Annotated in this window: 14 protein-coding genes and 1 tRNA gene; 6 read left to right on the top strand and 9 right to left on the bottom strand. The window is 75.0% G+C overall.

The features are described from left to right. Positions 1-21: 21 nt before the first annotated feature. Positions 22-213, top strand: coding sequence for a hypothetical protein (locus C7Y72_RS14385; RefSeq protein ID WP_107569894.1), 192 nt, complete (start codon positions 22-24; stop codon positions 211-213). Here the strand turns inward: C7Y72_RS14385 and C7Y72_RS14380 are convergent. The 6 genes from C7Y72_RS14380 to C7Y72_RS14355 form a co-directional block, all read right to left on the bottom strand. Then, positions 197-547, bottom strand: a complete 351-nt coding sequence (locus tag C7Y72_RS14380) for a hypothetical protein (RefSeq protein ID WP_107569893.1) — start codon at positions 545-547, stop codon at positions 197-199. The two genes, C7Y72_RS14385 and C7Y72_RS14380, sit on opposite strands and share 17 nt — an antisense overlap. Next, a complete protein-coding gene (locus C7Y72_RS14375) occupies positions 544-1587 on the bottom strand; it encodes a hypothetical protein (protein ID WP_107569892.1) in 1044 nt (347 codons plus the stop codon). The genes C7Y72_RS14380 and C7Y72_RS14375 overlap by 4 nt, the downstream gene beginning before the upstream one ends. Before the next feature lies 1 nt (position 1588). Further along, a complete protein-coding gene (locus tag C7Y72_RS14370; protein WP_107569891.1) occupies positions 1589-4051 on the bottom strand; it encodes an AAA family ATPase in 2463 nt (820 codons plus the stop codon). 114 nt (positions 4052-4165) lie between these two features. Continuing rightward, entirely contained in the window at positions 4166-4387 is a 222-nt protein-coding gene (locus C7Y72_RS14365; protein ID WP_107569890.1) for a hypothetical protein, read from the bottom strand. Positions 4388-4446: 59 nt separating this feature from the next. Next, positions 4447-4632, bottom strand: a complete 186-nt coding sequence (locus C7Y72_RS14360; protein WP_107569889.1) for a hypothetical protein — start codon at positions 4630-4632, stop codon at positions 4447-4449. Then, on the bottom strand, positions 4632-5753 hold the full coding sequence (locus C7Y72_RS14355) for a hypothetical protein (RefSeq protein WP_107569888.1): 1122 nt from the start codon (positions 5751-5753) through the stop codon (positions 4632-4634). Before C7Y72_RS14355 ends, C7Y72_RS14360 begins: the two co-directional genes overlap by 1 nt. Positions 5754-6003: 250 nt before the next feature. On the opposite strand from C7Y72_RS14355, the gene C7Y72_RS14345 reads away from it, so the two are divergent. Continuing rightward, complete coding sequence (locus tag C7Y72_RS14345) at positions 6004-7389, top strand: calcium-binding protein (protein ID WP_158276868.1); 1386 nt, start codon at positions 6004-6006, stop codon at positions 7387-7389. An 18-nt stretch (positions 7390-7407) separates the two neighbouring features. Here C7Y72_RS14345 and C7Y72_RS14340 read toward each other — a convergent pair whose 3' ends face one another. The 3 genes from C7Y72_RS14340 to C7Y72_RS14330 all read right to left on the bottom strand — a co-directional run bounded on the left by C7Y72_RS14340 (position 7408) and on the right by C7Y72_RS14330 (position 9710). Then, a complete protein-coding gene (locus tag C7Y72_RS14340; protein ID WP_107569885.1) occupies positions 7408-7812 on the bottom strand; it encodes a hypothetical protein in 405 nt (134 codons plus the stop codon). Positions 7813-7847: 35 nt separating this feature from the next. Further along, positions 7848-9452: a SpoIIE family protein phosphatase gene (locus tag C7Y72_RS14335; protein ID WP_107569884.1), complete on the bottom strand. Its 1605-nt coding sequence runs from the start codon at positions 9450-9452 to the stop codon at positions 7848-7850. A 184-nt stretch (positions 9453-9636) separates the two neighbouring features. Continuing rightward, positions 9637-9710, bottom strand: a tRNA-Met gene (locus tag C7Y72_RS14330). A gap of 62 nt (positions 9711-9772) precedes the next feature. On the opposite strand from C7Y72_RS14330, the gene C7Y72_RS14325 reads away from it, so the two are divergent. From C7Y72_RS14325 to C7Y72_RS14310, 4 genes are read left to right on the top strand one after another with little or no spacing between them, the layout of a single operon-like run. After that, positions 9773-10468: a M14 family zinc carboxypeptidase gene (locus C7Y72_RS14325; protein WP_107569883.1), complete on the top strand. Its 696-nt coding sequence runs from the start codon at positions 9773-9775 to the stop codon at positions 10466-10468. Positions 10469-10505: 37 nt separating this feature from the next. Beyond that, the gene (locus tag C7Y72_RS14320; protein ID WP_107569882.1) at positions 10506-11399 is read left to right on the top strand and encodes a hypothetical protein; all 894 of its coding nucleotides are present in this window, start codon (positions 10506-10508) and stop codon (positions 11397-11399) included. 8 nt (positions 11400-11407) lie between these two features. Continuing rightward, positions 11408-11776 (top strand): hypothetical protein, encoded by a 369-nt coding sequence (locus C7Y72_RS14315; RefSeq protein WP_107569881.1) that lies wholly within the window; start codon positions 11408-11410, stop codon positions 11774-11776. Positions 11777-11779: 3 nt separating this feature from the next. Beyond that, complete coding sequence (locus C7Y72_RS14310) at positions 11780-12415, top strand: MBL fold metallo-hydrolase (RefSeq protein ID WP_107569880.1); 636 nt, start codon at positions 11780-11782, stop codon at positions 12413-12415. Positions 12416-12417: the final 2 nt, after the last annotated feature.

Genomic DNA, 12417 nt, shown 5'->3' with positions numbered 1-12417 from the left:
ATCCTGTCAGGCTGCGGGGTGATGCCCGGACCGCCCGCTGGCCTCTGCAACATCTGCGCGTTCCAGCGCGTCGTCGGGAACACCCGCGGATCGGTGTTCTCCATGTGCGAGCGCGCCAAGCTCACGGGGGAGACCGAGTACGCCAAGTATCCGCGGCTGCCGGTCTGGGAGTGTCCGGGCTACGAGCCGGCGGAGGTCACGCCCGAGCGGTGATCGCGGCGGCCCGCCGGGCCTCGAGCTCGTTGGGGTTGTGCGAGTAGCCGCGCAGCACGTAGGAGAGCGGCATCGCGACCGGGTGGTGCTGCATCTGCCAGACGTGGCAGAGCTCGTGGACGACGAGGTCGTCGGAGACCTGCGCCAGCGGCCGCTTCAGCAGGATCAGGTTCCAGGCGGCGTAGCCGTGGAAGCGCCGCATGCCCGGGAGGCGGAACACCCACGGGGTGGTGAGCAGCAGCACGCGCCGCGTGTCCACCGGTCGCGGGTACCAGTCGAGCGTCCGCAGCCGGGCGGCGGCGCGCTCGATCGCGGCGCGCCGCTCCCCGCTCACGGGGTCTTCGCGAGCAGCGGGTCGAGCACGAGGAACGCCCGCTGGTCGGAGTTGCCCTGGGTGAGGCTGAACTTGAACAGCGTCTCGAGCGTCAGGTCCTGCACGAACGGGGCGTCGGTCGACCGGGTCACGGACGCGACGGACGGCGTGCTGGGCGTGAGCGACTCGGCGAGCGGCCGCTTGATCTGCGGCTCGAGGTCGCTGCGCTTGAAGAACAGCGCCTCGTCGGGGTCCTTGCCCTTGGGGGGCGGCATGAACACGACGACCTGGTCGACGTCGGTGTAGTGGAAGGAGTAGAGCGCGAGCTCGAGCGCCTCACGGCGCAGCAGCAGGTGCCGCTCGCGGGAGGGCTTGCCGACGGCGATCGCGCAGCGGTCCCCGAGTCCGCAGAGCCGGTAGAGGACGCCCTTGCCCTCCTCGATCTCGACGTCCCCGCCCTGGGCGACGGGCTCGCGCAGCGCCACGGTGAGCGGCAGCCCGGCGACCTCCAGCGGCCCGCCGGTCACGACGACGAGCTGGCTGCCGTCGCTGCCGCGGTACTGGCGACCGACGCGCGTGGCGATCTCCTGGATGCGCTCGCCGGCGTCCCCGTCGGGCATCCAGGCCGACCAGCGCGGCCCGGACGGAGCGTCCTCGCCGCCGGAGACGGTGATCAGGACCGCGGCGGCGAGCGCGGCGACCGCGATCGTGACGAGCGCCCCGAGGACGATCTGCATGCGGGCGCCGGCCGCTCGCGGGGTGCCGGCGGGCGGCGCGGCGTCCTGGATCGCGAGCGGGTCGAGGGGCGGGCGGTCGAGGTGCGGGGCGGCGGACGTCGCCGCGGTCAGGACCGCGCCGTCCGGGCGGTCGTGCGCGGGCGTCGCGTCGGGGGCCGGCGTGTCGTCGGGCCGGGTGGACCACAGCGACTCGCCGCGGGCCTCGGCGTCGGGGTCGATGTCGCGGGCCCGCGGGACGATGTCCTTCGGGTCGTGGCGGGGGCGCGTGCCCGCCGGGTCGTACGGGCGCTCGCGGGGATCGGTGTGCTTCGGCGACTCGCTCATGTCAGTCCTCGGTGCTGCCGCGCTGCAGGCGCGCGCGGATCACGGACGGCGGCTCGTCCTCCACGAGCGCCGCCTTCGGCCAGATCGCGTCGTCGGTCAGGTCGATCTCGGGGGCCTCCAGGCCGACGGAGTCGAGCAGCCGCACGACCTCGTCGCCGTGGATCTCGATGCGGGAGACCATCGCGTCTGCGACCTCGGCGACCGCCTCGCGGTTGTGGGCGATGAGGCAGTACGCGGTGATGTACGCCTGTCCGAGGATCTGGGCGGCCTGCCGGACCTTGGCGGGCGTGCTGAGGGTGTCGCCGACCTCGGCGCTGGAGCGGTTCATGATCTCCCGCCCGACGCGCTCGAAGCGGCGGCCGATCTGCCACTCGAGCTCGGCCCGCTCGCTCGGGTCGACGGGGCCGTGGCCGTTCAGGTCGACGGGCTCGGCGCCCATGCCCCACTGCCCGACCATCAGCGCCGCCTCGGTGGTCGCGGCGTGCAGGTCGCCGCCGACGCCCTGGGAGTTCTCGCCGTAGAAGACGCGCTCCGCGGCCATCGCCCCGAGCGCCCAGACGATGCGGGCGACCTGCTCGTGGCGGAAGCGGATGAGCCGCTCCTCGGTCTCGATCGCCTGGTGGTGGCCGCCGGACGCGCCGCGGGCCTTCACCGACAGCCGCGTGGAGAGGACGCCGTCCATGTAGACGTGGGAGGCGACCGCATGCCCGGCCTCGTGGATGGCGACCGCGCGCAGCTCGTCGGGGATGTACTCGAAGCCCGACGCGGTGCCGGCCTCGATCGTCGTCATCGCCTCGATGAGGTCGTCCCAGCGGAACGCGTTGCGCCCGTCGGAGTGCGCGTAGGTCAGCGCCATCGAGCAGACCTGCTCGATCATGGCGGGGGAGTAGCCGCCGGTGATGCGGGCGATCTCGTCCCGGCGCTCGGGCCGGTCGAGGTCCGGGTCGTGCGCGACCTTCCCGAGGTACAGGTCGAAGACGTCCTGGCGGTCGTCCTTGGTCGGGGTGCGGAAGAAGATGTGGCGGCCCATGCGGCCGGGGCGCACGAGCGCCGGGTCCAGGGCGTTCAGCGGCACGTTGGTGGCCCCGATGAAGTAGACCTGCTCGGCACGGGGGCGGGGCGGCTTGCGGCGCAGCGAGCGGCCGAAGATCGAGCCGGGCACGATGTACATCGCGTCCAGGAACGTGTTCCACTTCTTCGTGAAGAACTTCTTCAGCACGGGCGGGTTGTCCATGCCGTCCATCTGCACGAGCAGCTGGTTGAGCGCCATGCCGCCGCCCATGCCCGGGAACATCATCCGCATGATCCGCGGCTGACGCTCGTCGCGCAGGGCCCGTTCGGCCTCGGCGCGCTGGGCGAAGATCCGCTCGCGCCAGGCGGCGGTCTCGAGGCGCAGGTCGCCGGTCGGGGTGATGTCGCCCCAGTCGCCGAAGAAGAGGACGTCCTCGGTGCTGCGGACCCCCGGGGAGGACTCGCCGTAGCCGCCGGCGAGCGCGTTGCGCCGCATGCCGACCGCGTCGATCTCGTCGATGAAGATCATGCAGGTGCCGCCCCACTTGCGCGCGAGGCGGCGGGCGCGCGCGATGAGGATCATCACCATGACGACGTCCAGGCCGATGAACGTCTGCGCGAAGCCGGAGCCCGGCATGGTCATGATCGGCGAGTTGAAGCTCGTCGCGATCGCCTTGGAGAGCATCGTCTTGCCGGTGCCGGGCGCGCCGATCAGCAGCAGGCCGCGCTCCGGCTTGCCGCCGGCCTTCTTGAACTCCTCGCCGGCGGCCCACAGCGTGATGACCCGCTCGACCTCCTGCTTGGAGTCGGCCTGGCCGCGGACGTCCTCGAGCCGCACGCCCCAGTCGGACTCGCCCGGCTCGTAGGCCTTCATCTGCATGACCCCGAACATCAGCAGGGGGCCGAAGAAGATCATGAAGTTGACGAAGAACAGCAGCGGCAGCTGGAAGAAGATGAGGCTGTTCTGGAGCGCCAGCTGGACGCGCTGCTCCTCGGGGAAGACCTCGTTGAAGGCCGACAGCGGCGTGAAGAACGGGGCGCCGGTGCCGAGCAGCAGCCGGACGAACAGCTGCGCCAGCAGCAGGGCGACCAGCGCGATGAACGCGTAGAGCACCAGCCGCCGGAAGCGCGTGCGCCAGTACCAGCGCCGCCGCCGGAAGACGACGTCCTCGGCCTTCGTGCGCTCGGAGGCGTTGTAGAGCGACGGGCGCTCGATCAGCCGGTGGCAGATCAGGTCGACGAGCCCGCGGAACGCGGCGATCGCGAACAGCGTCACGAGCACCGCGACCCAGATCGGCCAGTCGTTGACGACGACGAGCGTGAGGAAGAACGCGGGCGAGGTGAGCAGCGCGACCGCGGTGGCGGCGCGGCCCAGCCGCCGCCAGGCGAGGGCGAGGGCGTCGCTGTCGGACCGGCTCGCCGGGCCGACGGAGCTGCTGGACGGGACGCTCATGGCGGGAGCGTACTGCGCCCCGGAGCGGTGTTCGGATCATGGGCGCGACGGGATTGCGCACGCGGTCCGAACCGGTTTCGACGCCCGGTCCAGGTGGCCGCCGGGACGGCCGGGTCAGCGTCGTGGGACGCCCAGCACCAGGTGCGGCGCGCCGTCGTGGTCGGCGGTCGCGCGCGCCTGCGGCGCGGGCGCCGACGGCGGCGCGTCGCGGAAGGCGAGCGTGCCGGTGCCGCAGCGCGCGCAGGTGCCGAGCAGCCGCAGGCCGTCGGCCATCGCCGCGCTGTTCCAGGCGAAGCCGCAGTCGAGGCAGGTCACGGCGGGGAGGGGGGAGGGCACGACCTGAGGGTCGGCAGGCCGGGTGCCACCCGGGATCGAACAGCCGTCCAGTCGGCGGCTCAGGAGAGCCCGGCGGCCCGCCGGGGGGCCGCCGCCGGTGAGGGCGCATCGCGCAGCGCCCGGGCGAGGTCGCGGTCGGCGGCCTCGTCGGTGCGCCGCGCGGCGTGGAGCAGCGCCCACCCGGTCGCGAGCGCCACGCCGGCCAGGACGAGCCAGGCGACGAGGACGATCGCGAGCACGGACATCAGCCGGCCACCTGGCGGGGGACGAGGCTCAGGTGCGGGCGCGCCACGTCGAGCTCGGCGGCGAGCGTCATCGCGTCCGTGGTCGTCGGGGCGACCGTGAGGCCGAGCGCGGTGAGCTCGCCGCGCAGCTGGGCGTCGGTGACCGCGAGGACGATCTCGCCGTCGTCGGCGTGCGCGGAGGCCACGGCGCGCAGGACGGCGCTCCGGGCCGCCCCGTCGACGGCGCAGCCGCTCGGGAGCTGCAGGACGACGATGCGGCGCGGCTCGCCCGGGCGCCGGACGATCGCCTGCTCGAGCCGCTGCACGCCGCGCGCGTCGAGGACGCCCGCGAGCAGGACGATGCGGGTGGGGTCGTCGGCGGCCGGGACGGGCGCCGCGCTGCGCACCCGGGCCTGGGGCAGCACGAGCGTGCCGCACCCGGCGCAGGTGAGGCCCTGCGCCTGCGGGTCGCCCTCGACGATGCGCAGGCACGTGCCGCAGACGTGCAGGGCGGTCCCGCCCGCCAGCGACACGGGGCGCGGGGCGGGGGCCGCGGTCGTCACGTCGGCGACGGGCGCCGGCGGGGCGGGGGCTGCAGGGGCGGGGCGCAGCGGCGGGTGCGTCTCCCGCGGGGCGATCGCCCCGAGCAGCTCGGGGGTGGCGGTGACGCGGGCGGCGCGGCTGGCGGCCTGCGACCAGGCGAAACCACCCATGACCTTGGTGGCCTCGGTGGTGCTCGCGGCCTGCCCCCAGGAGGCGGCGGCCAGCGCCGGGTCGCTGTGGCCCGCCGTGCCGGTGAGCCGCGGGGCGCGCCGCAGGCGGTCGCCCGCACGCAGGTGGGCGAGCAGCCGCGGGCCGCCGAGGAAGACGATCTGGCCGGCGACGTACAGGCCGAGCCACACGAGGCTGACGGCGGTGACGTAGGGCGCCCAGCCCTTCTGGATCTGGCAGCCGAGCAGGCCCTCGCCGCCAGGCGGGCACGCGTCGACGGCGAGCGTGCGTCCCGGCACGACCGCGATGGCGATCGCCAGCGGGATCAGCGCCACGAGAAACGGGAGCGCGCGCTGGAACGTCGTCGCTCCGCCCGTCGCCGTCCCGGCGATGCTCCGCGGACGCTCCGCGGATCCCTGGTCCTGCTCCATCGGTGAAACCCCCTGTCTCGCTGTCCCGGTGGGCCCCCACCCACTGGATCGCACGCCTCGTGCGATGACGGCATCGTCCTCGTCGTGCGCTGACCAGCGCGGCGACGACACGGTTTTGTGACGCTTTTGTACCGCGAAACCCGCGAAAGCGGCACGTGGGTGCACACGAAATCCGAGGACTTGGCGCGACGCGCTTCGGCACCGCGACGAATGTCTTCAGTCCGGGCGGACATTCGCCGACAGGAAGAGCATGTCGGCCCGCCGCCTCCTCCTCGCGCTGTCGCTCGCCACCCCGCTGATGGCGGTCGGGCTCCCCGCCTCGCCTGCCGCCGCGCAGTCGTGCCTGATCCCGATCCTCTGCCCCAAGCCGCAGCCCACCCCGCAGCCGACCCCCACCCCCGAGCCGACCCCGACGCCGACGCCCGAGCCGACGCCCACGCCGGTCCCGGCGCCGTCGCGCGTGCCGGCGAACGTCGACCCGGCCCACGACCTGTCGAGCCCCACCGCGCCGCAGAGCCCGCTCCCGACGACCGGCCGTGTGCGGGTGCGCGTGGGCGGCCCCGGGGCCGACCGGCTGCGCGGCGGCGGGATCGACGAGACGCTCTACGGCCGCGGCGGGCACGACCTCGTCTCGGGCCGCGGCGGGGACGACACCCTGTACGGGGAGACCGGGCCGGACCGCGTGCTCGGCGGTCCCGGCACCGACTGGCTGGACGGGGCGGCGGGTGATGACGTGCTGCTCGGCGGCACCGGCCGCGACCTGCTGACCGCCGGCTTCGGCCACGACACGCTCAACGGCGGGTCGGGCGCCGACCTCCTCTACGGCGGTGCCGCCCAGGACCGGGTCGTGGGCGGCAGCGGCGACGACCTGCTGCACGGCGGCACCGGGCACGACGTCGTCCTCGGCGGCACGGGCGCCGACGAGCTGTGGGGCGACAGCGGCCGCGACACGCTCCTGGGCGGCCCGGGCGACGACCTGATCCACGCCAACGACCGCGGCAAGGACGAGCTGATCGACTGCGGCCCGGGGAACGACACGGTCGAGATGGACCGCGTCGACGACCAGGGCGGGATCTCCGACCGGCAGCTGCGCCGCGGCGGCCGGGTGCGCAACTGCGAGCGGATCCTGCTCGTCGCCGCCCCGGCTCGCGACCCGCGCGCGGGCATCACCTGGCTCGCGCCCTACGGTGGGGCGAGCAAGCACGGGACGGCGCGCAACGACACGCTCCTGGGCTCCCACGGCGCCGACCGCATCTACGGGGACGACGGGGACGACATCCTCTGGGCCAACCGGCTGCACGGCGACCGCTCGACCGCCCTGGACCGCGTGTTCGGCGGCAACGGCGCCGACGTCATCTACGGCAGCCCGGGGCGCAACGAGCTCGACGGCGGCCCCGGCGACGACGAGGTCAACGGGGGCTCGGGGAGCAACACGATCCGCGCCGGGGACGGCGACGACCGCATCCGGGTCCGCGGGGCGGGCCGCAACGTCATCGACGCCGGGCCCGGCAACGACGTGATCCAGGCGTACGCGAGCCGGCCCGCGACGATCACCTGCGGGCCGGGCTTCGACGTGGTCGAGCTCGACAAGCACGACCGCACCACCGGGGACTGCGAGAAGGTCGTCCGCCACTGAGACGGACGACCCGGTGGGTCAGGCCTGGCCGGGCTCCGGCTCGCCGTCCTCGCCGCCGAGCGACTGCAGCAGCATCACCGCGGTGATCTGCGCGGGCGTGCCGCCGACCTCCTCGTTGCCGAGGTCCTCGAGCTCGGGGTGGAAGGTGGCGTGGACGTTGACGTCCTCGCCGCCGGCGTCCTGGAGCACGATGACCGCGCGGCCGGGCAGCTCGCCCTCGACGACGGGCACGTCCGGGTCGCCCTGGAGCGTGGCGCGGGCCGCGGTCAGCACGTCGGTCACGAGCTCGTGCCAGTGCTGGAGCGCGTTCTGCTGCTCCTCCTCGGTCATCCCGTCGAGGTGGTGGCTGTTGCGCGAGGCGAGCGCACCCATGGCGGCGCGGATCGCGGCGTCGGACAGCAGGTCATCCGGATTGATGCTCACGCGGCAAGCCTCGCAGGTCGGGCGACGTGGCGGCGTCAGGCCGCGACGCCACCGGCGGTGATCGCCAGCAGGGCGATGTCGTCGTCCAGGGCGGGCGAGAGCCCGGCGACGAGGTGCTCGCACAGCGGCTCGGCGGCGCGGGCCGGCGACCGGTCGAGCACGTCGCGCAGCCAGCCGAGGCTGTCGGTGATGGAGATGCCGCGCCGCTCGACGAGCCCGTCGGTGTAGAGCAGCAGCGTCTCGCCGGGGGCGAGGTCGGTCTCGTGCTCGTGGCGCGGCGCGCGGATCAGGCCGAGCAGCACGTCGGGGGTGGCCTCGAGCAGGCGCGCGCCGCCGCCCGCGCCGATCAGGACCGGGGGCGGGTGGCCGGCGTTGGACCAGCGCACGGTCCGGTGCCCGTCGGTGGCCGGCGCGGAGATCGTGGTCACGACGAGCGTCGCGACCGTCCCCAGGTCGAGCCCCTGCACGACGGTGTCGAGCTGCTCCAGCGCGGAGGCGGGGGAGGACCCGGCGGTGAGCACGACCCCGCGCAGCAGCGAGCGGACCTGGGCCATCTCGGCGGCGGCGTCCTGGTCGTGCCCGGCGATGTCGCCGATGACCGCGACCGTGGTGCCGTCGGCGAGCACGAAGGCGTCGTACCAGTCGCCCCCGATCTGGGCCTGCTCGGCGGCGGCGAGGTAGCGGGCCGCGATCACCAGGCCGGGGACCTCGGGCGGCTGCGGCAGCAGGCTGCGCTGGAGCGTCTCGCTGATCCGCCGCTCGGCGTCGCTGACCCGCGCGCGCTCGAGCGCCTGCCGGATCGTCGAGCCGAGCAGCCGCAGGAAGCCCAGATACGGGTCGTCCGGGGCGAGCATGTCGTTGAGGCGGACGACGAGCAGCGGCTGGGCCCCGGCCTCCTCGTCGTAGGGGCCGAGCGGCACCCAGGCGACGCGGCCCGTCGGCGTCTCGGTGAGGAGCAGCTCCCCGGCGGGCAGCTCGTCGAGGGGCGCCTCGGGCAGGACGCCACCGGAGGTCCGCTGCGAGAGGCCGGGCAGCCAGACCTCGGCGACCGGCATGTCGGCGACGCCCTCGGCGAGCACCTCGGTGGTGACCCCGAGCACCTCGGCCGTGCCCCGGACCCCGGCGAGCCGGTCTCCGAGCAGGCCGAGCAGCTCGAGGCGGCGGCGCGCGAGCACCTGGGTCGTGGTCTCGGAGCTGATGTCGATGACCCCGAGGACGGTGTGGTCGGCGTCGCGCAGGGCCGAGTACGCGAACGTGAAGTACGTCTCCTCGAGGAAGCCGTTGCGGTCCAGCGGGAAGAACTGGTCCTCCAGCAGCCCGGGCGGGTCGTCGTCGAAGACCTGCTGCACGAGCGGCTCGATCGCGTCCCAGGCCTCGGGGAAGACGTCCTGCACCCGGCGGCCGAGCGCGGCGGGGTGCTTGTCGATGATCTGCTCGACGTAGCCGGCGTTGTAGACCATCACGCGCTCGGGCCCCCACAGCAGCGTGATGGGGAACTCGGAGTCGAGCGCCATCGCGGTGGCGTGCCGCAGCGCGGGATGCCAGTCCGCCATCGGCCCGAGCGGGGTGGCGGCCCAGTCGACCGCCTCGTAGGCGGGACGCAGCGGGCCGGCGAGATCGAGGAGCGGGTCGGCCTGCACGTGGCACGCACTGTAGTGCCACGGCACCCCCGGCGTCACTCCAGGTCCCGGAGCAGTGCTGCGTCCGGAGTCGTGGAACGGCGGGGTTGGCGCGGCGGCCGCATGTCGCCGCGCGACGACCCCGGCAGCGGCCGGTCCGGGACCGGAACGACGACGGCCCGCCGGGGGCGGGCCGCACGACCAGTAGCTGGGGGGGGACTCGAACCCCCGACCTCACGATTATGAGTCGTGCGCTCTAACCAGCTGAGCTACCCAGCCACGGGGCGGTGGATTCTACGCGCAACGGCGGCGGCGGGGTCGCGCGGGCGTAGGCTGCGCGCGTGCTCGCCGCCGAACCGCCGCCGCCACCGCCCGAGCCCGGGACGCCGGCGGTCGTGGCCCGGGCGGCGCTGCCCGCGGGGCGCAGCGTGCGCGGCCGGCCGTTGCGGGCGCTCGCGGCCGGCGATCCGGCGGCCGGGCGGGTCGTCCTCGTCGTCGGCCAGGTGCACGGCGACGAGCCCGGCGGCCGGCGGGTCGTGGCGGCGCTGCGCCGCGCGTCCGTCCCGGCCGGGGCGCGCATCGTGACCGTCCTCTCCGCGAACCCCGACGGGGCGGCGGCGCGCACGCGCGTCAACGCGCGGGGGGTGGACCTCAACCGCAACTTCCCCGGGGACTGGCGCGCCGGCCCGCGCGGGCGGTACTTCCCCGGGCCGCGCGCCGCGAGCGAGCCGGAGACCCGCTGGGTGCAGCGGCTCGTGCGGGCCGTGCGCCCCGACGTGACCGTGTGGCTGCACCAGCCCTACGGCCTCGTGCACCTGACGCCGGGCGCCGACCGGCGCCTCGTGCGCGCCTACGCGCGGCGGGTGCGGCTGCCCGCCCGCGGCCTGCCGCGCTACCGCGGGACCGCGACCGGCTGGCAGAACCGGCGGGCGCCGGGCACCAGCGCGTTCGTCGTCGAGCTCGGCCCGGCGGCGCCGAGCACCGCGCAGGTGCGCCGCCACGTCGGCGCGCTGCTCGCGATCGCCCGGGGCGACTGACGCCGGAAGGTCCGGGCGGGCCTGCGATCCTGCGCGCGTGACCGCCACCGCCGACGACCTGCTGCTCGCGATCCCGAACGTCTCCGAGGGCGCCGACGAGGCGATCCTCGACGCGATCGGCGCCGCGTTCACCGCCGCCGGCGGGGCGACGCTGCTCGACGTGCACGCCGACGCCGACCACGGCCGCACGGTCTTCACGCTCGCCGGCCGGCCCGGGCAGCTCGCCCCGGCGCTGCGCGACGGCGCCGCCGCCGTGCTCGAGCACGTCGACCTGCGCGATCCCGCCCGGGCGGGCCTGCACCCGCACGTCGGGGCGCTCGACGTGGTGCCGCTCGTGCACCTGGACCCGGCGCGGCGCGGGGCGGCCTGCGCCGAGGCGCTGCACGCCGGCGCGCTGCTGGGGGAGCTCGGGCTGCCGTGCGTCCTCTACGGGCCGCTCGGTGGTGGCCGGACCCGCGCGGACCTGCGGCGCGGCGGCCCGGCGGGCCTCGCCGCGCGCGTGCGCGCCGGCGAGGTCGTCCCCGACTTCGGGCCGCGCGAGGACCTGCACCCGGGCGCCGGGGCGGTGCTGCTCGCCGCCCGGCCACCGCTGGTGGCGTTCAACGTCGAGCTCGCGGCGCCCGCCACGCTCGCCGACGCGCAGGCGATCGCCGCCCGCATCCGCGAGGGCGGTCCCGACGGCCTCCCGGGGCTGCGCGCGATCGGCCTGGAGCTCGCCCACCGCGACGGCGTCGCCCAGGTCTCGATGAACGTCGAGGACCACCTCGCGCTGCCGCTGCGCGACGTCGTCGCCGCGATCGCCGCGCACGCGCCCGTCGCGGCCGCGGAGCTCGTCGGGCTCGCCCCGCAAGCGGCGTTCGCCGACTTCCCGACCGCCGTGCCGGTGCGCAACCGGCGCACGGTCGAGGACGCGCTCGCGCGCGTATCCTGAGGACACCCATGGCGACGAAGCAGAAGAAGAAGCGGTCGACCAAGCACCGCGGCAACGCGGCAGGCATGGTCGAGTCGCGCGGGCGCACCGGCCGGCCGCTCAGCGAGGCCGAGAAGAAGGCGCAGGCGAAGATGACCGCCTCCGAGCGGCGCCTGCAGCGGCTCGAGACGCCCCCGAACTGGCGCTCGGCCGCCAACCGCGCCGCGATCGCGTCCCTGATCTTCGGCGTCGCGCTGTTCCTGCTGTTCGGGCAGGCGGTCGCGCCGACGATCGCGCTCGCCGCGTTCATGTTCCTCGTCTACATCCCGCTGGGCTACTACACCGACCTCTTCATCTACCGCCGGCGGATGAAGCAGAAGGCCGCGGGGAAGGGCTGACCCATGGCGCTCGACGTCCGCATGCTCACGGTCGGGCCGGTGCAGGAGAACTGCTTCCTGCTCAAGCGGCCCGACGCCGACACGCTGCTGGTGGTCGACCCCGGCGACGAGCTGCCCCGGATCCTCCAGGCGATCGAGAGCATGGAGGCGACCGTCGAGGCGATCCTGCTCACCCACACGCACTTCGACCACGTCGGGGCGGTCGCGCCGCTGGCCCGCGAGACCGGGGCGCCCGTGTACTGCCCCGAGCTCGAGGTGCAGGTGCTGGCGAACATCAACGACTACATGCGCTTCCCGGGCTTCGGCCCGTTCGAGGACTACGAGGCCGACCACACCGTCGCCGGCGGCGAGACGCTGTCGCTCGCGGGCCTCGACATCGACGTCGTCTTCACGCCCGGCCACAGCCCCGGCCACGTGACGTTCGTCGTCCCGGACGAGCTCGCGATGTTCAGCGGCGACGTGCTCTTCCAGCAGTCCGTCGGGCGCACCGACCTGCCCGGCGGCGACTGGCCGACGCTGCGCGCCTCGATCCAGACGCTCCTGGACACCTACCCGGACGAGACGCGCGTCCATCCGGGCCACATGGGCGTCACCACGCTCGGCGCCGAGCGCGCGACGAACCCCTTCCTCCAAGGCTGAGG

This window comes from Paraconexibacter algicola, from assembly GCF_003044185.1.
Taxonomy (GTDB): domain Bacteria; phylum Actinomycetota; class Thermoleophilia; order Solirubrobacterales; family Solirubrobacteraceae; genus Paraconexibacter; species Paraconexibacter algicola.
The sequence above is the reverse complement of the archived record's forward strand: the minus strand, read 5'-3'. Positions and strand labels throughout refer to the sequence as shown.